This window comes from Microbacterium oxydans (assembly GCF_000956525.1).
GTDB classification, from domain to species: domain Bacteria; phylum Actinomycetota; class Actinomycetes; order Actinomycetales; family Microbacteriaceae; genus Microbacterium; species Microbacterium oxydans_A.
Genome location: NZ_JYIW01000025.1, coordinates 286,047 through 309,481, shown reverse-complemented (window position 1 = coordinate 309,481; position 23,435 = coordinate 286,047). Strand labels below are relative to the sequence as shown.

General features: G+C 67.4%; 18 protein-coding genes. 4 read left to right on the top strand and 14 right to left on the bottom strand.

The window, feature by feature from the left end; all coding sequences use genetic code 11:
- Nucleotides 1-31 precede the first annotated feature (31 nt).
- The 3 genes from RS83_RS11795 to RS83_RS11785 all read right to left on the bottom strand — a co-directional run bounded on the left by RS83_RS11795 (nucleotide 32) and on the right by RS83_RS11785 (nucleotide 4,784).
- On the bottom strand, nucleotides 32-943 hold the full coding sequence (locus RS83_RS11795) for a MetQ/NlpA family ABC transporter substrate-binding protein (protein ID WP_045279704.1): 912 nt from the start codon (nucleotides 941-943) through the stop codon (nucleotides 32-34).
- A 115-nt stretch (nucleotides 944-1,058) separates the two neighbouring features.
- Nucleotides 1,059-2,816: a Na+/H+ antiporter gene (locus tag RS83_RS11790; RefSeq protein ID WP_045279703.1), complete on the bottom strand. Its 1,758-nt coding sequence runs from the start codon at nucleotides 2,814-2,816 to the stop codon at nucleotides 1,059-1,061.
- Between the two features lie 138 nt (nucleotides 2,817-2,954).
- Entirely contained in the window at nucleotides 2,955-4,784 is a 1,830-nt protein-coding gene (locus RS83_RS11785; RefSeq protein ID WP_045279702.1) for an ABC-F family ATP-binding cassette domain-containing protein, read from the bottom strand.
- Between the two features lie 99 nt (nucleotides 4,785-4,883).
- On the opposite strand from RS83_RS11785, the gene RS83_RS11780 reads away from it, so the two are divergent.
- Together RS83_RS11780 and RS83_RS11775 are read left to right on the top strand one after the other, a co-directional pair.
- On the top strand, nucleotides 4,884-6,422 hold the full coding sequence (locus RS83_RS11780; RefSeq protein ID WP_052679093.1) for an HNH endonuclease signature motif containing protein: 1,539 nt from the start codon (nucleotides 4,884-4,886) through the stop codon (nucleotides 6,420-6,422).
- A 119-nt stretch (nucleotides 6,423-6,541) separates the two neighbouring features.
- Entirely contained in the window at nucleotides 6,542-7,468 is a 927-nt protein-coding gene (locus RS83_RS11775; RefSeq protein WP_045279701.1) for a spermidine synthase, read from the top strand.
- An 80-nt stretch (nucleotides 7,469-7,548) separates the two neighbouring features.
- Here RS83_RS11775 and RS83_RS11770 read toward each other — a convergent pair whose 3' ends face one another.
- The 4 genes from RS83_RS11770 to RS83_RS11755 form a co-directional block, all read right to left on the bottom strand.
- Nucleotides 7,549-8,667 carry a sugar-binding protein gene (locus RS83_RS11770; protein ID WP_045279700.1) on the bottom strand — a complete coding sequence of 373 codons (1,119 nt, stop codon included), beginning with the start codon at nucleotides 8,665-8,667 and terminating at the stop codon, nucleotides 7,549-7,551.
- A gap of 56 nt (nucleotides 8,668-8,723) precedes the next feature.
- Complete coding sequence (gene mmsB / locus RS83_RS11765; protein ID WP_045279699.1) at nucleotides 8,724-10,091, bottom strand: multiple monosaccharide ABC transporter permease; 1,368 nt, start codon at nucleotides 10,089-10,091, stop codon at nucleotides 8,724-8,726.
- Nucleotides 10,088-11,608: a multiple monosaccharide ABC transporter ATP-binding protein gene (gene mmsA / locus RS83_RS11760; RefSeq protein ID WP_045279698.1), complete on the bottom strand. Its 1,521-nt coding sequence runs from the start codon at nucleotides 11,606-11,608 to the stop codon at nucleotides 10,088-10,090. Before mmsA ends, mmsB begins: the two co-directional genes overlap by 4 nt.
- Before the next feature lie 155 nt (nucleotides 11,609-11,763).
- Nucleotides 11,764-12,777, bottom strand: a complete 1,014-nt coding sequence (locus RS83_RS11755; RefSeq protein ID WP_045279697.1) for a LacI family DNA-binding transcriptional regulator — start codon at nucleotides 12,775-12,777, stop codon at nucleotides 11,764-11,766.
- A gap of 284 nt (nucleotides 12,778-13,061) precedes the next feature.
- Here RS83_RS11755 and RS83_RS11750 point away from each other — a divergent pair, with 284 nt between their 5' ends.
- The gene (locus RS83_RS11750) at nucleotides 13,062-13,751 is read left to right on the top strand and encodes a DUF998 domain-containing protein (RefSeq protein WP_045279696.1); all 690 of its coding nucleotides are present in this window, start codon (nucleotides 13,062-13,064) and stop codon (nucleotides 13,749-13,751) included.
- Between the two features lie 172 nt (nucleotides 13,752-13,923).
- Here RS83_RS11750 and RS83_RS11745 read toward each other — a convergent pair whose 3' ends face one another.
- The 3 genes from RS83_RS11745 to rsmA are packed head-to-tail and all read right to left on the bottom strand — an operon-like array spanning nucleotide 13,924 to nucleotide 16,816.
- Nucleotides 13,924-14,856 carry a 4-(cytidine 5'-diphospho)-2-C-methyl-D-erythritol kinase gene (locus RS83_RS11745; RefSeq protein WP_156153193.1) on the bottom strand — a complete coding sequence of 311 codons (933 nt, stop codon included), beginning with the start codon at nucleotides 14,854-14,856 and terminating at the stop codon, nucleotides 13,924-13,926.
- Between the two features lie 13 nt (nucleotides 14,857-14,869).
- Complete coding sequence (gene mgrA / locus RS83_RS11740) at nucleotides 14,870-15,937, bottom strand: L-glyceraldehyde 3-phosphate reductase (RefSeq protein WP_045279694.1); 1,068 nt, start codon at nucleotides 15,935-15,937, stop codon at nucleotides 14,870-14,872.
- A gap of 9 nt (nucleotides 15,938-15,946) precedes the next feature.
- Nucleotides 15,947-16,816 carry a 16S rRNA (adenine(1518)-N(6)/adenine(1519)-N(6))-dimethyltransferase RsmA gene (gene rsmA, locus RS83_RS11735; protein WP_045279693.1) on the bottom strand — a complete coding sequence of 290 codons (870 nt, stop codon included), beginning with the start codon at nucleotides 16,814-16,816 and terminating at the stop codon, nucleotides 15,947-15,949.
- Between the two features lie 55 nt (nucleotides 16,817-16,871).
- On the opposite strand from rsmA, the gene RS83_RS11730 reads away from it, so the two are divergent.
- Nucleotides 16,872-18,125 carry an MFS transporter gene (locus tag RS83_RS11730; protein ID WP_045279692.1) on the top strand — a complete coding sequence of 418 codons (1,254 nt, stop codon included), beginning with the start codon at nucleotides 16,872-16,874 and terminating at the stop codon, nucleotides 18,123-18,125.
- On the opposite strand, the gene RS83_RS11725 is transcribed toward RS83_RS11730, so the two are convergent.
- The 4 genes from RS83_RS11725 to RS83_RS11710 form a co-directional block, all read right to left on the bottom strand.
- Nucleotides 18,107-18,982, bottom strand: a complete 876-nt coding sequence (locus RS83_RS11725) for a TatD family hydrolase (RefSeq protein ID WP_045279691.1) — start codon at nucleotides 18,980-18,982, stop codon at nucleotides 18,107-18,109. The two genes, RS83_RS11730 and RS83_RS11725, sit on opposite strands and share 19 nt — an antisense overlap.
- A 3-nt stretch (nucleotides 18,983-18,985) precedes the next feature.
- On the bottom strand, nucleotides 18,986-20,563 hold the full coding sequence (metG, locus tag RS83_RS11720) for a methionine--tRNA ligase (RefSeq protein WP_045279690.1): 1,578 nt from the start codon (nucleotides 20,561-20,563) through the stop codon (nucleotides 18,986-18,988).
- Nucleotides 20,564-20,627: 64 nt separating this feature from the next.
- Nucleotides 20,628-22,193 carry a molybdopterin-dependent oxidoreductase gene (locus RS83_RS11715; protein ID WP_197072118.1) on the bottom strand — a complete coding sequence of 522 codons (1,566 nt, stop codon included), beginning with the start codon at nucleotides 22,191-22,193 and terminating at the stop codon, nucleotides 20,628-20,630.
- A gap of 71 nt (nucleotides 22,194-22,264) precedes the next feature.
- Nucleotides 22,265-23,434 (bottom strand): glycoside hydrolase family 1 protein, encoded by a 1,170-nt coding sequence (locus RS83_RS11710; protein ID WP_045279688.1) that lies wholly within the window; start codon nucleotides 23,432-23,434, stop codon nucleotides 22,265-22,267.
- Between the last annotated feature and the right edge of the window lies 1 nt (nucleotide 23,435).

The following is a 23,435-nucleotide window of genomic DNA, read 5'->3' as shown; positions in this document are numbered from 1 at the left end:
CTCGCATCAGGCGGGTGGTTCCCGCCGGTGCTTACTTGTTGTCCTCGGCGTCCTTCTGGACCTTCTTCAACGACGCGACCAGGTCGGCGGCTGGGGTCTGCAGTGGAACGGCGACGCCGCCCGAAGACTTCTGGAGTCCAGCCTGGACTGCCTCGTTGGTCTGGAAGATCTCCACGAGCTTCAGGTAGGTCTCGTTGTCGGCGTCCTCGGCGCGAGCCGCGAAGATGTTGACGTACGGGAGTGCGTTCGGATCCTCGGGGTCGTCCTGCGCGATGGCGTCCTCGAACGTCAGGCCTGCGTCCTGCACGAAGTCGTTGTTGATGATCGCAGCGGCGACATCCGGGAGCGAAGTCGGGATGAGTGCGGCCTCGAGCGCCGTGACCTTGACCTTGGACTTGTCGGTGTCGATATCGGCGAGGTCGGAGTACGGCGTGCCGCCGTCCGAGAGCTCGACGAGATCAGCCTGCTGCAGCACATTGAGTGCTCGAGCCTGGTTCGAGGCGTCATCCGGAACGGCGACGGTCTCGCCCTTGGGGATGCTCTTCACATCGTCGTACTTGCTTGAGTACAGCCCAAGAGGATAGATCGCGGTCGATCCGATCGGCGTCAAGTCAGACCCAGACGCGTTGTTGTACTCCGCCAGGTAGACGACGTGCTGGAACTGGTTGAGGTCGATCTCGCCCTCGGACAGCGCCGGGTTCGGCTGCTCGTAGGAGCCGAAGTCGACGAGCTCGACCTTGATGCCCTCTTCGGCGGCCGCGTCGACAAAAGGAGCCCACTGCGCGTCGCCCTTGCCGACGACGCCGATCTTGACGACCTCGGGCGTGGTGGACTCGCCGTCGCCGGAACCGGCATCGGAGGAGTTCGTGGCGCAGCCTGCGAGCGCGACGAAGAGTGGGACCACCGCGAGTGCGGCGATGATGGAGGTGGAGCGACGGGACATGTGAGTACGGGTTCCTCTCTTGGGGGACTCGAATACGTTAGGCAGGCATCGACGCGCACGCAGAATCCGCCCGTCACACAGCGTCACAGCCCGGAATTCCGGGCGTGGCGAGCGATCAGTCGAACTCCTCGATCCCCTGCAGGCGCACTTGCTCGAGGTCGAGTCTGGCCGAGATGCGGCGCACGATCAGATCGTCGACGGTGCCGGAGCGACGCAGCCCGAGGAGCACCTCGCGCTTGCGGTCGAGCAGCGCCAGCTTGAGCGTGGAATGCTCCTCATGCCGCACCAGTGGCGAGCGCTGGAGCAGGTCGACGTCGGTCGAGGTCGCGAGCATCTGCAGCGTCACGCCGTCCGCGGCATCCGTCGGCGCCGTGAGTCCGACGCCTCCCCCGCTGTCCTGGTCGGTCTGCACCGCACCGCCGAGCGGATCAGGCTCGTCGAGCAGGTCATCGAGTGCGCGCGCCTCAGCGTCGACGATGGCCTGTTCGCGGGCCAGCGACTTCGCGTTGGCGAGCTCGAGCATCAGATAGCCCTCTGCCCTGACCCGGTCGCGCACCTCCTGGCCGATCCCGTGCTCTGCCGCCAGGTCGTCGAGCGCGGCGAGTGCGGCACCCGAGATCGCGCGTTCCGCGAGCTCGTACTCCTCATCGGCTGCGTGGTCGACGGGGATGCGTGCCCAGCGCACGAAGGCGGGAAGGAGCGGCCCCTGCACCAGGAGACTCAGCAGGATCACGCCGGCGGTCACGAACACGACCTCGTCGCGACCGGCGAGTCCTCCTCCGTCCGTGAGGGATGTCGGTACGGACAGCGCGATCGCGAGCGACACGGCGCCGCGCATCCCGGCGACGGTCGACACCGTCATGCCGCGCATGCGTCGACGCCACGGCGGGCGCGGCTCGGCCGACCGCTGGAACGGCACGCTGAACAACTGGAACAGGAACCGCACAGCGAGCAGCGTGACCCAGACCGCGAGGGTCACGAGCACGAGGCGGCCGATCGCCGCCGCGGAGATCTCATGTGCCACGTACTGCACTTCGAGGCCGATCAGCACGAACAGGGCTCCGTTGAGCAGGAACACCCCGAACGGCCAGACGGCATCGGTCTGACGACGCGACGACGCGGTGGTCACGCGCGGAGACACGTAGGCGACGACGAGTCCGGCGACGACGACCGCGAGCACCCCAGAGGCGTGCACGATCTCGGCGAGGAGGAACGCGGAGAACGGGATCAGCAGCAGCGTCACGTTGATGACCATGGTCGAGGAGACGCGACGGAGCAGCGCGTAGCCGAGACCGGCGATGACGACACCGGCGGCGACTCCGCCGACGTACGACATGACCACCATCCCGGTGATCGAGAGCGGAGTGACCTGACCACCGACGGCGAGCGACACCGCGATCGCGTAGAGCACCAGCGCGGTGCCGTCGTTGGTGAGGCTCTCGGCCTTCAGCTTCATGAACATGCGCCGTGGCAGCAGACGTCCGAGTGCGGCGACGGCCGTGGCATCCGGCGGAGCGACAGCCGCGCCGAGGATGAGGGCGATCTCCCACGGCATCCCGAACAGCACACCGACGCCGGCGACGGCGAAGGCGGATGCCACGACGAGGACCGTGCTCATCGGCAGGATGTAGCGGAAATCGCGTCGGATCGACCGCAGCGACGTCGTCAGACTCTCCCAGAACAGGATCACGGGAAGGAAGAGCAGCAGCACCGTCTCGGGCGGCAGCTGCACTTCGCGGAGCGCCGGGATGAACCCGAGCGCGAGGCCGAAGATCACCAGCAGCAGCGGCAGCGCAAGCCGGATCCGCGGCGCCAACAGCGCCCCCGCGAGAATCGTGAGCCCGAGCAGGACCGTGACCTCGAGTCCTTCCATGCGTACCTCCCGGATGCCGCAGGGTCATGCTGTGCGACACCGGATGGCGTCAGACCCCGCCCAGAGCACAGCGCATCGCACTGTCACCGTATTCCCAGGAGGGGAGGAACAACAGACCCCCCTTCCGGGGGCGGCGGCTCAGTCGAGCTCCTCCGTGAGTTCGAACCAGCGGAGTTCGAGCACTTCGATCTCGGCCTGCTGATCGCTGATCGCCTTCATCTTCGCGCCGAGGCCCTCGAAATCCGCCTGGTCGTGATCGGCAAGAGCCTGCTTCGCCGCGTTGACCTGCTGCGTGAGCTTCTGGATGCGACGCTCCAGCGCAGAGATCTCCTTCTGCGCCGAGCGGAGCGCGGCGCCGTCGAGGCCGGGGGCCTTCTTCGCCGTGTTGACTGCCGTCTGCGACGCACCCGGTGCGGAGGTCTGCAGCTGGCGCAGACGCAGGTACTCGTCCACGCCGCCCGGAAGGTGGCGCAGGCGTCCGTCGAGGATCGCGAACTGCTGGTCGGTGACGCGCTCGAGGAAGTACCGGTCGTGGCTCACGACCAGCAGGGTGCCTGACCACGAGTCGAGCAGATCCTCGATCGCGGCGAGCATGTCGGTGTCGAGATCGTTGGTCGGCTCGTCGAGGATCAGCACGTTGGGCTGGTCGAGGAGCACGAGCAGCAGCTGCAGACGGCGCTGCTGCCCACCGGAGAGGTCCTTGACCGGCGTCGAGAGCTGCGCAGAGTCGAAGCCGAGCCGTTCGAGGAGCTGTCCAGGCGTCAGTTCCTGCGCCTTGGATCCAGACCCCATCGTGTACGAGGTGCGCAGCCGCGAGATCACGACGCGCACCGGCTCACGGCGCACATCCTCGAGCTCGTCGAGGCGCTGGGTGAGCGTCTTGACCTTGACCGTGGTGCCCCGCTTCACGCGGCCGACGGTCGGCTCGACGGTACCGGAGATGAGTCCGAGCAGCGTCGACTTGCCAGCGCCGTTGACACCGAGGATGCCGGTGCGCTCACCAGGGGCGATGCGCCACTCGATGTCGCGGAGCACCACTCTGTCCTTGGTCCCTGAGCCTGCCGAAGGGTCGACGGTCGAATAGGTCACGCCGACGTCGAGCAGGTCGACCACGTCCTTGCCGAGGCGCGACACGGCGAGCGACTGCAGCGAGACCTTGTCGCGGATCTCGGGCACATCGGCGATGAGCTCGTTGGCCGCGTCGATGCGGAACTTCGGCTTCGCGGTTCGCGCAGGAGCGCCCCTGCGAAGCCACGCGAGTTCCTTCTTGGCGAGGTTCTGGCGCTTGGCCTCGGTGGCCGCCGACATCCGGTCACGCTCGACACGTTGCAGGATGTACGCCGCATAGCCGCCCTCGAAGGGCTCGACGATGCGGTCGTGCACCTCCCAGGTCTCGGTGCAGATCTCGTCGAGGAACCACCGGTCGTGGGTCACGACCATGAGGGCTCCCGAATTCTGGCTCCACCGCTTCTTGAGGTGCCCGGCGAGCCAGGTGATGGCTTCGACGTCGAGGTGGTTGGTGGGCTCGTCGAGTGCGATGACGTCCCAGTCGCCCGCCAGCAGCTTGGCGAGCGAGACGCGACGGCGCTGGCCACCGCTGAGCGAGCCGATCTCGGCATCCCACGGCAGATCCTTGAGGAGCCCCTCGATCACGTCGCGGGTGCGGGCGTCCCCCGCCCACTCGTACTCCGGGGTGTCACCGACGACGGCCTGGCTGATCGTGACGTCGTCCGCGAGCGTGTCCGCCTGGGAGAGCACACCGATCGTGGTGCCACCGCGCATCGTGACGCGGCCCGAGTTCGGTTCCTTGATGCCTGCCAGCATCCCGAGGAGGCTGGACTTGCCGTCACCGTTGCGGCCGACGATGCCGATGCGGTCGCCTTCCTCGATGCCGAGGGTCACGGAGTCGAAGACGACCCTGGTGGGATATTCGAGATGAAGGGCTTCAGCCCCGAGAAGATGTGCCATGTCCTCTCCAGGGTAGTCGGGTGGGGCTGGGAGTCAGCGTTTCAGTCACCGTTATCGAAGTTGTGTTCGAATGTCGGTGGCCGGTGATGGACTGTGTTCATGACCGCACTGCTCGACGCAACCGACTCCCAGATGGCGATGCTCGCCGATTTGGTGTCCGGGTTGCAGGCTGCGGAAGAGACGATCAGCGGCATGCAGGCGGTTCGAGACGGCATGCTCGCGATGGCCTCGCAGCTGGCGATCGACATCGCACAGGGTGCCGAGCATCCCGATTACGGCGACATGGCGATGCGTGCGGTGGCCGCCGAGATCGGTGCGGCGCAGCGTGTGAGTGATCGCACGATCGAGCACCGGATGGCGGCTGCGTCGCGTCTCGTGAAAGACCTGCCGCAGGTGTGGGCTGCACAGGGCGCCGGTCGCATCACGGCAGCGCATGCGCGAGTCATCGTCGACGCAGGGTCGCAGCTCGATGATTCCCGCGATCGGGCTGCCTACGCGGTCGAGGTGCTGGCGGTCGCGGAGGTCGAGTCGCCCAACCGACTGCGGCGCGATGCGCGCAGGATCGCCGAGCAGTACCAGTCGCGCTCCCTGACGGAGCGGCATCGCGACGCCAGGGAGCAGCGACGCGTCTGGGTGAAGGACCTCGACGATGGAATGTCCGAGCTCGGCGTGCACGGCCCCTCGACACTCATTCACGGGATGTACGACCGTCTGTCGCAGATGGCGCATCGCGTTCGTGAGGAGAGCAAGCGCAGGACGAAGGCACAGGGGTCGAACGAACAGAACGGCGAGGATGCGGATGCCAGCGCCCACGACCACAGCTCCGAGCCCGCGGACGAGCGCACCGTCGACCCCGCGGACGAGCGCACCGTCGACCCCGCGGACGAGCGCACCGTCGAACCCACGGACGAGCGCACTGTCGACCAGCTTCGGGCAGACCTGGTCGCCGACCTCGTCCTCACCGGCGCACCCACGGGCCACGACTCGGAAGACGCACTCCTCGGCGCGATTCACGCTCGCGTGGAGGTGACCGTGCCGGTCCTGACACTGATCGGCGGTGGCTGCGGCCGAGACGACCCGCCCCCGGCTGAACTCGACGGGCAATGCCCGGTCGATGTCGGGACCGCCAGGACGATCGCCGGGGCTGCGTCAGGGTGGGACCGGGTGCTGACCCATCCGATCAGCGGAGCGCTGCTCGCCGTCGACCGCTATCGACCGGGCGATCAGCTGAAACGGCATCTGCGCGCACGCGACCAGCGGTGCCGATTCCCGACGTGTGGGCTCGCCGCGCGCAAATGCGACATCGACCACAACCATGCGACGGCCGAGGGCGGACCCACGTGCGACGACAACCTCGCCCACTTCTGTCGGCGGCATCACATGATGAAACACCATTCCCCCTGGCAGGTGGTGCAGGCGGCGGGCGGCGTCCTGGAGTGGCGGAGTCCGACGGGCAGCGTGTACGTCGACCGCCCACCGCGCCAGAACACTGTGCGTTTCACACCGACCGGGTCCGACACGAACGGGTCCGATACGAACAGGTCCGACACGACTGCGTCAGACACGAACAGATCCGACCCGACCGAGGCCGACCCGACCGGGTCCGACACATCCGCATCGACACTCGCACCGTTCTGAGCACGCACAACCCACACCCCACGACCCACAGCCCACAGCCCACAGCCCACGCCCACGACGGACGGGGTCCGCACACCTGGCAGCCTCCCCGTGCACGTCGTTCGACCTACACTCGACGAGTGCTCTGGAATCGCCGCGTCTTCTCGCTCCCACTCGCTGATCGGACGGCGAAGCTGGTGCAGTCGAGACGGCGACACGGTCGCTACACGCTCAGCGCCGACGGCATTGCGCAGTCCGTCGTCTCGATGACCGAGCCCACCGCGCTCGAGTATGGGTACACCCAGCACATCGCCCGAGCGATGGATGCCGCCGCTGAGCCCGGCGCCCCACTGTTCACCGTGCACCTGGGAGCCGGCGCACTCACGCTCGCGCGCTACGTCGAGGCCACGCGAGCCGGATCACCGCAGCTCGTGGTCGAGTTCGAACCGGCGCTCTACGACGCGGTGGTCGCGGCACTCCCCCTGCCTTCCGGCTCTGACGTCCGCGTCATCTTCGGCGATGCTCGGACGGTCGCAGACGCAGCGCTCCCGAACGAGGATTCATCCCCCGCGCTCTCCGGGCCCGCCCCGGATAGTGCCGCCCGAGAGACGGCTCCCACCGCGGTCCCCACCGACTGGGTGAACGCAGCCTTCACGGTGGTCGACCTGTGGGATGCCGCGATCATCCGGCATCGCGTGGCCAGCCAGGAGTTCTACCGCCGAGTGGCCGCACGCTCAGCCGGCGCGGGAGTCGTCGCAGTGAACCTGCTCGACGGGCATCCGTTCGAGTACGCACGGCGACAGGCGGCGACCCTGCGCTCCGTGTTCGCCCACGTCGCCGTCGTCCTCGCAGCAGACCCGAGCGATGAGGATGGCCCCCTCGGCAACGTCGTCATCTTCGCGAGCGACCAGCCGCTGGATGCCGTCACGACCCCCGGCGCCTTCGGCCCAGCGCCCCCGCACATCCTCCACGAGGCGCCGCTGACGTCGTGGATCGGCGTTGCGCGCATCATGACCGACGCGGACGGCACGGACTCCCCGCACCCCGACGACCCGCTCTGGGGGTGAAACACGAACGAGCCGCCCGGGACACGTGGTCCGGACGGCTCGTCCTCCGCGAAGCACAGGCCTCGCGGGTCATGCACTGATTACTGGTACGACTTCACGATCTCGAGGAGGCTCGGGACGTTGGCGTATGCCTCGGCCGCGTTCGCCTTCGTGACGATGATCGGGTCGAGCAGGTAGGCCGGGACGACCTTCTTGCCGTTGTCGTACTGGTCGGTGTCGTTGACGTCGACCTCTTCGCCCTTCTGGAGCTGGCCGACCATCTTGATCGACTGCTCGACGAGGAGCGTGGTGTCCTTGTTGATCGTGGAGTACTGGATGCCCTCCATGATCGACTTGACGGACTCGACCTCGGAGTCCTGACCCGTGACGACCGGAACCGGCTTGCCGGCCTGCTGCACCGAGGTGATGATGGCGCGGGCGAGGGTGTCGTTCGGGGACAGGACGCCGTCGAGCGTCTCGGAACCGTACGACGAGGTGAGCAGCGAGTCCATACGGCGCTGCGCGTTCTCCGGCTTCCAGCCCTCGGTCGCCGTCTGAGCGATCTCGGTCTGGCCCGACACGACCTTCAGCGTGCCGTCGTCGATCTTCGGCTGGAGCACGTCCATCGCACCGTTGAAGAACACCGGAGCGTTGGCGTCATCCGGCGAACCGGAGAACAGCTCGATGTTGTACGGAGCCTCGTGACCTGCACGCTCGGCGAGACCGTCGAGCAGAGCCTGACCCTGCAGCTGACCGACCTTGAAGTTGTCGAAGGCCACGTAGTAGTCCACGGCCTCGGTGTTCTCGATCAGACGGTCGTACGCGATGACCGTGACGCCTGCGTCACGAGCGGCCTCGACCTGCGTGGACAGCTGCTTGCCGTCCTTCGCGCCGATGATGATGACCTTCGCGCCACCGGTGACCATGGCCTGGATCTGGTTCTGCTGCTCGGCGACCGTGTTGCTGGCCGGCGCGTACTGCACGTCCGCCTTGAACCCGGCCTTCTCGAGACCATCGGTGAACAGCTGGCCCGCGAGGACCCAGTTCTCCGAGGTCTTGTCCGGCAGTGCGACACCGATCGTGGCGTCGGCGGCGAAGCCCTTCGCGGTCTCCTCGCCGGCACCGGTGCCGGTGTCTCCGCCACGCTCCGAGGAGCAGCCGGTGAGAGCGAATGCGCTCACGGCGACAAGCGCTGTCGCCGTCAGAAGAATCTTCTTCATGTGATCTCTTTCTCTGGTGTGTGAAGGTCTTGTCACGCGGGCACGCGACTCGACCCCTACTTTCCGCGCGTCTCGTCGACGGCGGGGGCTTCGTACTTCTGACCTGTGGGGTAGTTCGCCTTCGGGTCGAAGGTCTCGAGTGCCGGGTCTTCCTTGCGGCCGAACCGGCGCGTCATGAACCCGATGATCGAGGGGCGACCCTGCTGCTTGTTCCAGACGTCGACGCCGACCGCGATCAGGAGCACGAGGCCCTTGATCATGGAGACCACGTCGGCACCGGCGCCGAGCAGCGCGAGTCCGTTGTTGAGGAACGCCATCACGAGACCACCGATGATCGATCCGATGACCGTTCCGATACCACCGGAGACCGCGGCTCCACCGATGAAGACCGAGGCGATCGCGTCGAGCTCCCAGCCGTTGCCGTCCTGCGGACCGGAGGCCGTGGCGCGGGAGACGTAGATCATGCCGGCGAGAGCCGCGAGCACCGACATGTTCATCATGACGAAGAAGTCGACCCAGCGGTCCTTCACACCCGAGAGGCGCGCGGCCTGGCGGTTGCCACCGACGGCGTAGATGTGACGACCGAACACGGTGTTGCTGGTGATGAAGGTGTAGAGGATGACGAGCAGCAGCAGGATCACGCCGGAGATCGGGAAGCTGGTTCCCTCACGCCCGGTCGCGAACAGCCAGCCGGCGATCAGGATGACGACCGAGATCAGCACGACCTTGAGGATGCTCACCCAGCCGGGCGCCATGTCGGAGCCCATCTTGCGCTGCGCCCGACGGGTACGGATCTCCGAGATCACGATCCAGGCGACACCGGCGAGCGCCAGCAGCATGGTGGGGATGTTGAACGGCAGCGGCAGTGCGATCTCGGGCAGGTAACCGGCACCGATGATCTTGAAGCCGTCGGGGACCGGGATGGACTGCGAGTCGCCGACCCACTGGTTCGCCCCTCGGAAGAAGAGCATGCCGGCCAGCGTCACGATGAACGCAGGCACCCCGACATAGGCCACCCAGAAGCCCTGCCACGCGCCGACCAGCACGCCGACGCCGAGGCCGAGCACGATCGCGAGCGGCCAAGGGAGGTTCCAGTCCGCCATCGCCTTCGCGACGATGATGCCGGTGAACGCGGCGACGGATCCGACCGACAGGTCGATGTGGCCCATGATGATGACCATCACCATGCCGATCGCGAGGATCAGGATGTACGAGTACTGGTTGACGACGTTGATCAGGTTTCCGGAGGACAGCGTGAGTCCCTGGCCCTTGAAGATGAACGTCAACAGCTGGAACACGACGAGGATCGCGACGAGGCTGCCGAGGATGCCGAACTGACGGAGCGTGGACTGCCCACCGCCGAACATCTTCGTGATGTCCTTGAAGTGGAACCCGCGCTTCGCGGTGGTCGATTCAGTGGTCATGCGGATGCTTTCTGAGTCGCGGAGGTCATGCTGCGCATGAGTGCCTCGGGTGTCGCCTGGTCGGCCGGGATGCAGTCGGTGACCCGACCTTCGAAGACGGTGTAGATGCGGTCGGAGATGCCGAGGAGTTCAGGCAGCTCACTCGAGATGACGATGACGCCCTTGCCCTGCGACGCGAGCTCGTTGATGATCGCGTAGATCTCGTACTTCGCGCCCACGTCGATGCCGCGGGTGGGCTCGTCGAGGATCAGCAGGTCCGGATCGGTGAACATCCACTTCGCCAGGACGACCTTCTGCTGATTGCCGCCCGACAGCTTGCCGACGCCCTCTTCGACCGAGGGCGTCTTGATGCGCAGGGCCTTGCGGTACTGATCAGCGATCGCGTACTCGGCACGCGGATCGACGACACCGCGGCGGGCGATCTTGGAGAGCTTCGCAGAGACGGTGGCGCGCTTGATGGTGTCGAGCAGGTTGAGTCCGAGCACCTTGCGGTCCTCGCTCACATAGGCGAGTCCGTGCTTGATCGCGGCGGCGACGTCGGGGAGCGCGATCTCCTGGCCGTCCTTGATCATCGTGCCCGACAGGAACGTGCCGTAGGAGCGACCGAACATGCTCATCGCGAACTCGGTGCGCCCGGCGCCCATGAGGCCAGCGATGCCGACGACCTCGCCGCGACGGACGTTCAGGCTCGAACCCTTCACGACCATGCGCTCGGTGACGGTGGGATGCTGCACCCACCAGTCCTTGACCTCGAAGAAGACCTCGCCGATCTCCGGCGTGCGGTCGGGGTAGCGGCTCTCGAGCGAGCGACCGACCATGCCGCGGATGATGCGGTCCTCGTTGATCTCGCCACGCGAGATGTCGAGCGTCTCGACCGTGCGACCGTCGCGGATGATCGTGATCTCGTCGGCGATCTGCTCGATCTCGTTGAGCTTGTGGCTGATGATGATCGACGCGATGCCCTTGGCCTTCAGCCCCAGGATGAGGTCGAGCAGGTGCTGCGAGTCGTTCTCGTTGAGCGCGGCGGTCGGCTCGTCGAGGATCAGGAGCTTGACGTCCTTGTTCAGGGCCTTCGCGATCTCGATCAGCTGCTGCTTGCCGACACCGAGCGTCTTCACCTGCACGTCGGGGTCCTCGCTCAGGCCGACACGGGCGAGCAGCTCGATCGTGCGCTGCTTCTGCGCCTGCCAGTCGATGCGGCCGAATCGGCGGATCTCGTTGCCGAGGAAGATGTTCTCGGTGACCGAGAGCTCGGGGATGAGCGCCAGCTCCTGGTGGATGATGACGATGCCGGCGGCCTCGCTGGCCGCGATGTCGCGGTAGCGCTGCTCCTCGCCGTACAACAGGATCTCGCCCTCGTACGACCCGTAGGGGTACACGCCGGACAGGACCTTCATCAGGGTGGACTTGCCGGCGCCGTTCTCGCCGCAGATGGCGTGGATCTCGCCAGTCCGAACGGTGATGGAGACGTCAGAGAGAGCCTTCACCCCCGGGAACTCCTTGGTGATGCTGCGCATCTCCAAGATCGGGCCTGAAACAGTCGGCAACGTTGCTGTGGTGCTCACGGATCTTCCTCGCGACGTGCGGTCACCTTCGATGTGACCGTTCACATTGGATTACATCGTCCAATGATGACGAGACGGTGTCAAGTCCGGACGGAGATTTTGTGTCGTTACCGTGATCCGGACGACTCGCGCAGGCGCAGTGTTGTCTGCAGTGGACCAAACGTCGGCACCTGCTCGCCGCGGATCTGCGCGAGCAGGATCTTGACGGCGCGACGTCCGAGTTCCGGGAACTCCTGGTGCACGGTGGTGAGCGTCGGGGCCACGTGTGCGGCGACGGGCACATCGTCGAAGCCGACGACGCTGATGTCATCCGGCACGCGCACCCCGGCGGAGCGGAACCCGTGCAGCAGCCCGATCGCCATGAGGTCGTTCGCCGCGAACACCGCGGTGAAGTCGCGGCGGCGCGCCAACTCCTGGCCGGCGAAGAACCCGAAGTCAGCGGTCCAGTCGCCGCGGATCGGCGGGAATGTCGGCAGATCCGCCTCACGCAACGCGTCGAGATACCCGCGCATCCGGGACTCCGCCTCGATCCAGTCCTGGGGACCGGCGAGATGGACGATGTCGGTGTGGCCGAGGCTGATGAGGTGCTCCGTGGCAGCACGAGCGCCTGCGACCTGATCGGCCGAGAGGCTCACGCCGTCGGAACCGGACGCCGTCTGCAGCGTCACGAAGGGGATCGACACATCCATGCCGCGCAGGACATGGAAGACGCGCACCTGCGGTGCGAGCACGATGATGCCGTCGACTTGCTCTCGGCCGAGCTGACGCACGGCATTGCCGATCGCCTCCGGCGTGGTGTCAGAGAGGTTCAGGGTGGAGACCGAGTACCCCTCCTCGCGCGCCGCGTTCTCGATGCTCGCGATCGACGAGGTCGGTCCGAACTCGCCGATCGTCGCCGACAGGATGCCGAGCATGTTCGATTTGCTCGTCACCAGTGCTCTCGCGGCGAGGTTCGGGCGATAGTCCAGCACCGAGATCGCATCGAGGACCTTGGCCTTGGTCTCCGGCCGGATACTGGGGTGATCGTTCAGCACCCGCGAGACGGTCTGGTGGGAGACACCCGCCAGACGGGCGACATCACGGATGCTCGGCAGGCGGGCACGCTCAGAGCCGTTCGACATCACGGCCTCCTTGCTGCATGTGCACGGTCACATCCCCACATCATTATGTACTCAGCGCCGCGTTCCCGCACACCGTTCCGCCGACGCAGCGGCACGCATGGGCATCGAGGAGGGCGGCCGTGGACCGTCCATCGAAAAGAGAAATCCGGTGCGACCCGGAACTTATCGCTAGACTGAGTTCACCCAGCGGGGCGTCTCCGACCCTGCACCCGATGAACGCTCGCCTGAGGAAGGACTCAACTTCGTCCTGGCCTGCCGTCGAGCGTATGGCGACAGGAACAGCCATGAGCTCCGCGAAGCGAACCTCACTCACCCTTACCGGCGCACTTCTGCTGCTGGCCGGCATCATCGCAGCGACCCTGACGACGACCGAACCCGAGTGGTGGGAGCTGTACTTCAGCCGCCTCGGCATGACCGGCGACTTCTCGGCGATGCTGTTCAACGGCGGGGCCATCATGGGCGGCGTCTCGATCGCGTCAGGCGGCGTCATGATGCGCATCTGGTTCCTGCGGTCGCCGCTGATCGCCACGAAAGAGCAGCGTCGTGCGGCACGGGTGATCCCGTTCTTCGGCGTCACGCTCGGTCTCAGCCTGGCCGGTATCGGCGTCTTCCCGCTCTCGGTCGACAAGCTCGCGCATGACATCTCGTCGAACGGGATGATCGTCTCGTTCCTGTCCCTGCTGATCGCGCACCGCATCTATCTCCGCTCCCTGTCGCGGCTGCTGAGCGTGCTCGCCATCATCACCGGCAGCGCACTGGTGCTCAGTCTCGGGGCGATGAGCTTCGGTCTCATCAACCTCACCGTGTTCGAGGCGATCGGCTTCACCGCGATCCTGTCATGGGTGCACCTGCTCGAAACGCACGTCCGCAGCTTCGCCGAGGCACCTGAATCGCGACGCACAGCGAACTCTCAGCAGATTTCTTTGTCCCCCATTTGGGGGACAAGAAAAATGGCGCTAGTCTCTGAGGCGTAGCTGGGGCTACACGGGGATGCGTCTGGGGCGCGGAACCACGAAGTGAGGCAGACCACCACGTCCCTTGTGGTGAGCACCCTCTCGGGAATCGGTTGGGGAACCGGACATCCCGAGAGGGGCCTGCCCGCTTCGACCCCCTTCGGACCGTTCGACCTCTTCGAATCGTTCGACGTCAGCGGATGATGCGCGCACCCGGCACCGGGCCGTGCACATGCAATGCCTCACGACCGGACCGCTGCAGCACCGACTGCACATCCTGCGCGGATTCCGGATCCGCGCACAGCAGCGCCACTGTCGGACCCGAGCCCGAGACGATGCCGTGCAGCGCGCCGGCTCGGATACCGTCCTGGATGGTCGCATCGAGATCAGGGCGCTCGAAGACAGCCGCCGCCTGCAGATCGTTCAGGAGCGACTCGGCGAGCAGCGCCGGGTCACCCGCGCGCAGCGCCTGGAGCACCGGGATCGGCACATCGAGCGACATCGGCGGATCATCCGCGAGCATCCCCTCCTCCTCGCGCAGCGCGTCGAGCCGTCCGTAGACGACGGGCGTCGAGAGACCCTGCTCGCTCGTCACGAGCACCCAGTCGAAGCGGCCACGCGCGAGCGCGGGATTCAGCTGGTCACCGCGCCCTGTGCCCACCGCGGTGCCGCCGTGCAGCGCGAACGGCACATCGGCGCCGAGCCGCGCCGCGAGCTCATGCATCCGCGTCGATGAGAGGCCGGTGCCCCACAGCGCGTCGCACGCGACGAGCGCGGCCGCGGCATCCGCCGACCCACCGCCCATGCCACCCGCGACCGGCACGCTCTTGCGGACCTCGAGTGCCACTCCCCGGTCGTAGTCGGTGGCGGTGGCGAGCAGCTTCGCCGCGCGCATCGCGAGGTTGCGATCATCGAGCGGCACCGAATCGACGTCGTCGACGCCCGACACCGTGATCGAGAAGTCGTCGGCCGGGCGCGCGATCACGTCCTCATACAGCGAGACGGCCTGGAACACCGTCGCGAGCGCGTGGTATCCGTCGTCGTGGCGTCCGCCGACGCCGAGGTAGAGGTTGATCTTCCCCGGCGCCCGCACATGCACGGACTCGGTCGACGCGAAGACGCTCATGATCCGACGACCGTCACAGCTCCGAGGACTTCGCCCACAGGTTCACGTCGATGGAACCGGCGAGCTCGTCGATGCGCGCCAGCTCCTCCGCGGTCAGCGGCGGGCCGTTGACCGCGGCGAGGTTCTCATCGAGCTGTGAGGTGCGCGATGCCCCGATCAGCGCCGAGGCGACGACCGGATTGCGCAGCGTCCACTGCAGGGCGAGCTGGGCGAGGGACTGACCGCGCTCGCGGGCGATCTCGTTCAGCGATCGCAGCGTCTGCACGGCGTCGTCCGAGAGTCGCCCCTCCGGCAGCGAACCGCGCTGCTGCGCACGGTCAGCGGTGCCATCACCGAGGTACTTGTCGGTCAGGAGTCCCTGCGCGAGCGGCGTGAAGGCGATGGCGCCGAGGCCGTTGGCCTGCAGCGTGTCGTCGAGTCCGTCCTCGACCCAGCGGTTGAGGATCGAGTACGCCGGCTGGTGGATCACCAGCGGCGTGCCGAGCTCCTTGGCCACGTCAACGGCCTCCTGCGTGCGCTCGGCGCTGTAGGAGGAGATGCCGACGTAGAGCGCCTTGCCCTGGCGGACCAGGGTGTCGAGCGCACCGACGGTCTCGGCGATCGGCGTCACCGGGTCGACCCGGTGCGAGTAGAAGATGTCGACGTAGTCGAGCCCCATGCGGGTCAGCGACTGCTCGGCGCTCGCGAGGATGTACTTGCGGCTCGCGAAGTCGCCGTACGGGCCGGGCCACATGTCCCAGCCGGCCTTCGACGAGATGATCAGCTCGTCGCGGTAGGGACGGAAGTCCTCGGCGAAGATGCGCCCGAAGTTCTTCTCGGCTGAGCCGTATGGCGGGCCGTAGTTGTTGGCGAGGTCGAAGTGCGTGATGCCGTTGTCGAACGCGTGACGCAGCAGCGCGCGCTGGTTGTCGAGCGGGATGTTGTCGCCGAAGTTCCACCACAGGCCGAGCGAGATCGGCGGCAGGAAGAGGCCGGACGACCCGACCTGGCGGTAGGCGAACTGCTGATAGCGGGCCTCATCAGCGGCGTACGGGCGGTGCAGTTCGGGAACGTTCGGGCTGAAGCGGGGCGAGTCGGTCACGGTGCCAGATTAGTCCCTGTCGCCCATCGCGCCCGTCGTCGCGGCATACAGCGCAATACGGTGATAGTCCTCGACCGTGAGGTCCTCGCCTCGGGCGGTCGGGGCGACTCCGGCGCCGATCAGCACCTCAGATGCCGCCGCGGAGCTGCCGAACAGCGACGACAGGGCCTGACGAAGCATCTTGCGTCGCTGGTTGAACGCGGCATCCACGATCTGGAACGTGCGTCGGCGCTCGTCCTCGCTGCCGCGCTCGCCTGCGGACCGGTCGAATCCGACCAGCAGGCTGTCGACGTTCGGGACGGGCCAGAACACCTGGCGCGAGACGTTCCCGCACAGCCGCCAGTCGCCGTACCAGGCCGCCTTCACGCTCGGCGAGCCGTAGATCTTCGAGCCTGGCTTCGCGGCGATGCGCTCCGCCACCTCCGCCTGCACCATCACGACGCCGCGCTGCAGGTAGGCGAAATGCTCGAGGAAGTGCAGCAGCACCGGCACCGAGACGTTGTAGGGCAGGTTCGCCACGAGCACCGTCGGCTCGCCTGGCAGTTCGGTGATGCGGAGCGCGTCCGCGTCGACGACCGTGAGCCTGCCGTCCTCGACACCGTGCTCTGCAGCCGTCTGCGCGAGCCTGGCGGCCAGACGGTGATCGATCTCGACGGCCGTGACGGATGCTCCCGCCTCGAGGATCGCGAGGGTCAATGAGCCGAGCCCTGGGCCGACCTCGACCACGCGCTCCCCCGGCTGCACGCGGGCGGCATGCACGATCTTCCGCACGGTGTTCGCGTCGACCACGAAGTTCTGGCCGAGCTTCTTCGTCGGGGTGACGTCGAGCTCGGTGGCGAGGCGGCGGATCTCGGTTGCGCCGAGCAGCGTGACGGTCATTGCTCCATTGTCCCCTACCGAGAGCGATGTCCCCGGCGGCGGCTAGTCTCTGGGGATGCCCTCCCTCGGTGAGCTCGTCGCCCCGCGCCGCATGGGCAGAGACTTCCGGTGGCTGCTCGCCTCATCGTGGACCAGCAACGTGGGCGACGGGGTGGCTCTCGCGGCTGCTCCCCTGCTGATCGCGTCGATGACGTCGTCGCCGCTGCTGGTCGCGGCCGGCGCGATCCTGCAGTTCCTCCCGTGGCTGCTGTTCGGGCTGCACGCGGGCGCGATCGCCGACCGTTTCGACCGGCGGCGACTGGTGATGTTCGCGAATGCCGCTCGCGCGATCGTGCTCGCCGGGCTCTGCGTGTTCCTGGTCACCGGCGTCGCGAACATCTGGGTCGTGCTCGCCGTCGCCTTCCTGTACGGCACGGCAGAGGTGTTCGTCGACACCGCTGGCAGCACGCTGCTGCCGATGCTCGTCGAACCTTCTGACCTCGGCATCGGCAACGCACGGCTGCAGGCTGGCTATCTCGTCGCGAACCAGTTCGCTGGCCCGCCGCTCGGCGCCTTCCTCTTCGCTGCGGGCACCGCCTGGCCGTTCCTGCTCGAAGTGGTGTGCGTGAGCCTCGCCGTCGTGCTGATCTCCCGCATGGCGAAGACGCCGGTGCCGCCGCGCCCTTCGACAGGCTCAGAGACCCAGGAGGTCGGGCATCCCCCAGTCCACACCGACATCGCCGAAGGGCTGCGCTGGCTCTGGCGCAATCCCCCGGTGCGGATGCTGGTGCTGATCATCCTGCTCTTCAACGTCACCTGGGCCGCGCCCTGGGGCGTGCTCGTGCTCTACGCGACCGAGCACCTGCACATGGGCGCGGTCGGCTATGGCGCGCTCACGACGGCCTCGGCCGTCGGCGGACTGCTCGCGACCGTGAGCTTCGGCTGGCTCGAGCGCCACGTGTCGTTCGCGACCCTCATGCGGGTCGTGCTCTCGCTCGAAGTGCTCATGCATCTGTCCTTCGCGCTCACCACGACCGGGTGGGTGGCGCTGGTGATCATGTTCTTCTTCGGCGCCTACGCGTTCGTGTGGGGCACGATCTCGACCACCGTGCGGCAGCGCCTGGTCCCCCCTGCCCTGCAGGGTCGGGTTGCCTCGGTCAACATGGTCGGCGTGTTCGGCGGCATGGTGATCGGTCAGGCCATCGGCGGCGTGATCGCCGAGATCTGGGGACTCACCGGCCCATGGTGGTTCGCCTTCGCCGGAGCGGCCCTCACGCTCGTGTTCGTGTGGAAGCCGATCTCCGACATCACTCAGTCGAAGGCGCCGTAGACGCGCAGGGTGTTCTCGGCGAGCCGCGCGCACAGCTCGTCGACGTCGAGTTCGAGCTCTGCGGCCATGAATCGCACCGTGAGTGGGACGAGATAGGGCGCGTTCGGGCGACCGCGCAAGGGCACCGGTGTGAGGAACGGGGCGTCGGTCTCGACGAGGATGCGGTCGAGCGGTGTCACCTTCAGGGCATCGCGCAGATTCTGGGCGTTCTTGAACGTGACGTTGCCGGCGAAGGACAGGTGGTAGCCGGCATCCGCGCAGATCCGCGCCATCGCGTCGTCGCCCGAGAAGCAGTGGAAGACGGTCGTTTCGGGGGCACCGACGCGCGTCAGCGTCTCGAGCACGGCGTCGTGCGCATCACGGTCGTGGATCTGCATCGCGAGACCGTGCTCCTTCGCGATCGCGATGTGCGCCTCGAAGGACTCGAACTGCGGGCCGCGGCGTTCCGGCTCCGTGCGGAAGAAATCGAGCCCCGTCTCGCCGATCGCCCTGGTCCGGGGATGCGCTGCAAGCTCATCGATCACGGCGATCGCCTCGGCCAGACGACCCTCCTCGGCGTACGTCGGCGCATCGTTCGGGTGGATCGCGACGGCAGCGAGCACGCGGGAGTCGGATGCCGCCGCCTCCACCGCCCAGCGGGACGACTCGATGTCGCCGGAGGCCTGGATCACCCCGGCGATGCCGACGGCCTGCGCTCGGTCCAACTGCTCGGTCAGCGTCAGCGGCTGATCGCCGTCGAGGATCTCGAGGTGCGCGTGGTTGTCGTACACCGGCACCGCGAGCGGCTCGGGGGCGGCCGGATACTTCAGATCCTTGCGGCCGTCTCCCGAACGCTCGCGTACATACGTCTCAGCCATGGCTCAGGCGGTGGACTCCACGCGCGGGAACAGCGGCGCGAGCGCGTCGACGCTCGTGCCGGGGCGCAGCACGCCCCAGGCTCCGGCCTCGCGGATCGGCTGGTCCTGCAGAGCGCCGAGGCTCTCCGCGGCGCCGAGGGCGACCCAGAGCTTCTCAGTCGCCTGCGGCATGACCGGTGAGAGCAGCACAGCCAGAGCGCGCAGCCCTTCAGCGCAGGTGTACAGCACGGTACCCAGGCGTCCGCGCTGTGCCTCGTCGCGGGCCAGCGCCCACGGCTCGTTCTCGGTGATGTACCCGTTCAGCGCATCGACGATCGTCCAGATCGACGAGATGGCCTCATCGATGCGGAACTGCTCGATCGCGGCATCCGAACCGCTCGCGGCATCCGCGACGATCTTCTGGATCGCGAGGTCCTGCTCGGTGTAGTCCGCTGCCGTCGGCACGACGCCCTCGAAGTACTTCTGGATCATCGCCGTGGTGCGCGATGCGAGGTTGCCGAAGCCGTTCGCGAGCTCGGACTGGTACCGCGCGGACAGGTCCTCCCACGAGAACGAGCCGTCCTGCCCGAACGCGATCGCCGACAGGAAGTAGTACCGGTACGCGTCGGATCCGAACACGTCGGTGATCTCGGTCGGCGCGATGCCGGTGAGCTTCGACTTCGACATCTTCTCGCCGCCGACCAGCAGCCACCCGTGCGCGAAGACGCCCTTCGGCACGTCGATGCCCGCAGCCATCAGCATGGCCGGCCAGATCACGGCGTGGAAGCGCAGGATGTCCTTGCCGACCACGTGGTAGGCGGGCCAGCGCCGCGCGAACGTCTCCTCATCGGAGCCGTACCCCACGGCGGTGGCGTAGTTCAGCAGCGCGTCGACCCACACGTAGATCACGTGCGACTCGTCCCACGGCAGCGGGATGCCCCAGTCGAACGTCGACCGCGAGATGGAGAGGTCCTTGAGCCCCTGCGACACGAACGAGACGACCTCGTTGCGTGCCGAATCCGGGCGCACGAAATCGGGCTGCGTCTTGTACAGCTCCAGCAGGCGGTCCTGGAACTCGCTCAGCTTGAAGAAGTAGTTCTTCTCCTGCAGCAGCTCGAGCGGCTTCGAATGGATCGCGCACACCTTGAGACCCTCGAAGGGCCCGGTGCCGTCGACGATCTCGGACTCGGGCTTGAACTCCTCGCAGCCCACGCAGTACAGCGCCTCGTACTCGCCGGCGTAGATGTAGCCGCGGTCGTAGAGTCGCTGGAAGAACGTCTGCACGTTGGTCTCGTGGCGCTCCTGCGTGGTGCGGATGAAGTCGTCGTTCGCGACGTCGAGCGTCTCCAGCAGCGGGAACCATGCCTCGCCGACGAGCTTGTCCACCCACTCCTGCGGGGTGACGTTGTTCGCGGCCGCGGCGCGCAGCATCTTCTGCCCGTGCTCGTCGGTGCCGGTCAGCATCCAGGTGTCGTCGCCCGCCTGACGGTGCCACCGGGCGAGGGTGTCGACCGCCACCGAGGTGTACCCGTGGCCGATGTGCGGCACATCGGAGGGGTAGTAGATGGGCGTGGTGATGTAGAAGGATTCGCCTGCGGGCATGGGGACAATTCTAGGTGGGATACCGGTGGGTGTGACGCCGTCCGGGTACGGTCGCGGACCGCCTTCAGTTCACCGTCACATCCACCCGGTGCCAGCCCTGGGCGCCGTCGGGCGCAGGCGCGGCCGGCTGGTCGGTCTGCGTGTCGCCGTCGGCGCTGATCGCCCGGCACTCGATCGTGTGCGAGCCGCTCTCGGCCGTCCAGGGGATGCTCCACTGCACCCAGGTGTCGGTCGAGATGGCGGTCGCGAGATCGGCGGCACGCCAGGATCCACCGTCGACGCGCACCTCGACGCCGGCGACGCCCACCTGCTGCTGCCAGGCCATGCCCGCGATCACCGCATCGCCGGCCTCGACGACCCGACCCCCGCGCGGGACGTCGATGCGCGACTGCAGCTTGATCGGACCGTGATCCGACCACCCGCGCGGGGTCCAATACCCCATGGCCTCGTCGAACCGGGTGACCTCGAGCTCGGTGACCCATTTCGTCGCGGACACGTAGCCGTACAGCCCGGGCACGACCATCCGCACCGGGAAGCCGTGCTCGATCGGCAGTGGATCACCGTTCATGCCGATCGCCAGCAGCGCGTCGCGGTCATCGGTCAGCGCTTCGAGCGGGGAAGATGCCGTGAACCCGTCGATCGAGGTCGAGAGCACCATGTCGGCATCGGACTGCACGCCGGCGCGGGCGAGCAGCTCGCGGATCGGATACCCGAGCCAGCGCGCGTTGCCGATGAGCGAGCCGCCCACCTCGTTCGAGACGCAGGCGAGCGTCACGTACGACTCGGTCATGGGCAGCGCCAGCAACTCGTCCCAGGTGACCACCACCTCGCGGTCGACCATGCCGTGGATGCGGAGCGACCAGTCGGCCGGATCCACCCGCGGCAGGACGAGTGCGGTGTCGATCCGGTAGAAGTCCGTGGTCGGGGTGACGACGGGAGCGAGGCCCGGGATGCCCAGTTCGGCCGCCGCAGGCACAGCAGCCGCAGGGCTCGTCGCCTTGGGCAGCCGGAGGGCCGAGCGGACCGCCTCGATCGAGCGGGAGGCGCCGCTGGCGATGTTGCCGACCGCGAGCGCGATGAGCCCGGCAGCCGCGGTACCGGCCGTCCAGACGAGGAAGCGGCGACGGTCGTCGTGGTCGGGAGCGAAGCCGGCGACGGGGCGGAGTCGACGCGTCAGCGTCCGCACGAAGATCAGGGAGATGCCGCCGGCGACGATTCCTGGCGCCCAGGCGTACGGTCCCGCGTTCGCGCGGGTCAGCGCCGTGACGACGGCGACGGCGCCGAGGACCCCGAAGATCGCTGCGCCGACACCCGGCCGGCGCAGCTCGAGGATGCCGGCGAGCGCCGCGACGCCCGCGAGCACGATGCCGATCCCGACGAGCAGTGCAGCCTTGTCACCAGTGCCGAAGAGAGCGATCGCCGTGTCCTTCGCCCAGCTCGGCGCGAGGTCGATCAACCCGCCGCCGATCACCGCGAACGGGCTCGAACTCGGATCGATGATGGCCGCGGCCAGTTCACCGAGACCGACGCCGAGCGTCGCCGCAGCCAGTCCGGCGAGCGCTGCACTGGCCAGGTCGCGCCGCATGGGGTTCTCGCGTGGCCGGGCCACCGGCTGCGTCGCGTGCGTCATGTCATGAGCGTACGCCGCTGACGGAGCCCCGGGTCGAGAAGGCTCCGTCAGCGGATGTCACAGGATGGGATTCAGAGGCCGTTGCGCTTCGCGACCTCGCCCAACCAGGCGAGCGAGGGCTTCGGGTGACGCTCGAACGTCTCGTGGTCGAACCCGATCAGACCGAACGTCGGCGCGAAACCGCTCGCCCACTCGTAGTTGTCGAGCGCGCTCCAGTGCTGGTAGGCCCGCACCTCGATGCCGTCCGAGATCGCACGGTGCAGTCCTTCCAGAGCGCCCTGCGTGTAGGCGATGCGACGCGTGTCGTCCGCCGTCGCGATGCCGTTCTCGGTGACGAGCACCGGCACGCCGCCACTGCGCTCCCATGCGCTGCGCACACCCATCTCGAGCGCCTCGGGGAAGAACTCCCACCCCGTGAGCGTGGTCTCCACGTCGTCAGCCACCGGGCGAGGACCCTCGGGGCCGATGAAGGTGCGGGTGTAGGCCTGCACGCCGACGAAATCGTCGCCGGCGGACTGCTCCAGGTACCAGTGGTCGCGCGGGTCGCCGTACTCCGCGACCATCTCGTCGGCGCCGGGCTCGCCGGTGGAGTGGAACGCCTGCGTCGCGATGGTCCAGCCGGCCTGGGCGCCGGAGACCGAGTGCACGAGCTCGGATGCCCGGTGGTGGGCCTCGAGCAGGGTGTCGGCGACCGCGAGGTCGGGGTTCGGGAGGCCGTACGCCACGAGGTTCGCAGCATCCTCTCCCCCGGCGAGCATCGCAGCGATGTTCGGCTCGTTGATGGTGCAGACGTACTTCACGCCGTCGAGGATCGGCAGCACGGTCTCGACGTAGCGGGAGAACAGGTCGACCGCGTCATCCGCTCGCCAGAAGCCGTCCTGCTGGAACCACTGCGGCACCGTGAAGTGCATCAGCGTCACGGTCGGGTCGAGCCCGTTCTCGCGCGCGGTGTCGATCATGCGGCGGTAGTGGTCGAGCATCGCCCGTGAGACGAAGCCGCGCTCCGGCTCGATGCGCGCCCACTCCACCGAGAAGCGGTACGAGTTCAGGCCGGCCGCTGCGAGCAGCCGCATGTCCTCCGGGTACCGGTGGAAGTGGTCTGCGGCGTCGCCCGACGGCTCCACCATCGACGAACCGGGAGCGTGCTCCATGGCCCACCAGTTGCTGGTCGTGTTGTTCCCCTCCACCTGATGGGCCGCGGTCGCGGCACCCCAGAGAAAGCCGTCAGGGAATGTGAGCACG

Coding starts and splice junctions, on each gene's coding strand:
- RS83_RS11795 (WP_045279704.1), bottom strand. CDS start 943: ATGTCCCGTCGCTCCACCTCCATCATCGCCGCACTCGCGGTGGTCCCA.
- RS83_RS11790 (WP_045279703.1), bottom strand. CDS start 2,816: ATGGAAGGACTCGAGGTCACGGTCCTGCTCGGGCTCACGATTCTCGCG.
- RS83_RS11785 (WP_045279702.1), bottom strand. CDS start 4,784: ATGGCACATCTTCTCGGGGCTGAAGCCCTTCATCTCGAATATCCCACC.
- RS83_RS11780 (WP_052679093.1), top strand. CDS start 4,884: ATGACCGCACTGCTCGACGCAACCGACTCCCAGATGGCGATGCTCGCC.
- RS83_RS11770 (WP_045279700.1), bottom strand. CDS start 8,667: ATGAAGAAGATTCTTCTGACGGCGACAGCGCTTGTCGCCGTGAGCGCA.
- mmsB (WP_045279699.1), bottom strand. CDS start 10,091: ATGACCACTGAATCGACCACCGCGAAGCGCGGGTTCCACTTCAAGGAC.
- mmsA (WP_045279698.1), bottom strand. CDS start 11,608: ATGCGCAGCATCACCAAGGAGTTCCCGGGGGTGAAGGCTCTCTCTGAC.
- RS83_RS11755 (WP_045279697.1), bottom strand. CDS start 12,777: ATGTCGAACGGCTCTGAGCGTGCCCGCCTGCCGAGCATCCGTGATGTC.
- RS83_RS11750 (WP_045279696.1), top strand. CDS start 13,062: ATGAGCTCCGCGAAGCGAACCTCACTCACCCTTACCGGCGCACTTCTG.
- RS83_RS11745 (WP_156153193.1), bottom strand. CDS start 14,856: ATGAGCGTCTTCGCGTCGACCGAGTCCGTGCATGTGCGGGCGCCGGGG.
- rsmA (WP_045279693.1), bottom strand. CDS start 16,816: ATGACCGTCACGCTGCTCGGCGCAACCGAGATCCGCCGCCTCGCCACC.
- RS83_RS11730 (WP_045279692.1), top strand. CDS start 16,872: ATGCCCTCCCTCGGTGAGCTCGTCGCCCCGCGCCGCATGGGCAGAGAC.
- RS83_RS11725 (WP_045279691.1), bottom strand. CDS start 18,982: ATGGCTGAGACGTATGTACGCGAGCGTTCGGGAGACGGCCGCAAGGAT.
- metG (WP_045279690.1), bottom strand. CDS start 20,563: ATGCCCGCAGGCGAATCCTTCTACATCACCACGCCCATCTACTACCCC.
- RS83_RS11715 (WP_197072118.1), bottom strand. CDS start 22,193: ATGACGCACGCGACGCAGCCGGTGGCCCGGCCACGCGAGAACCCCATG.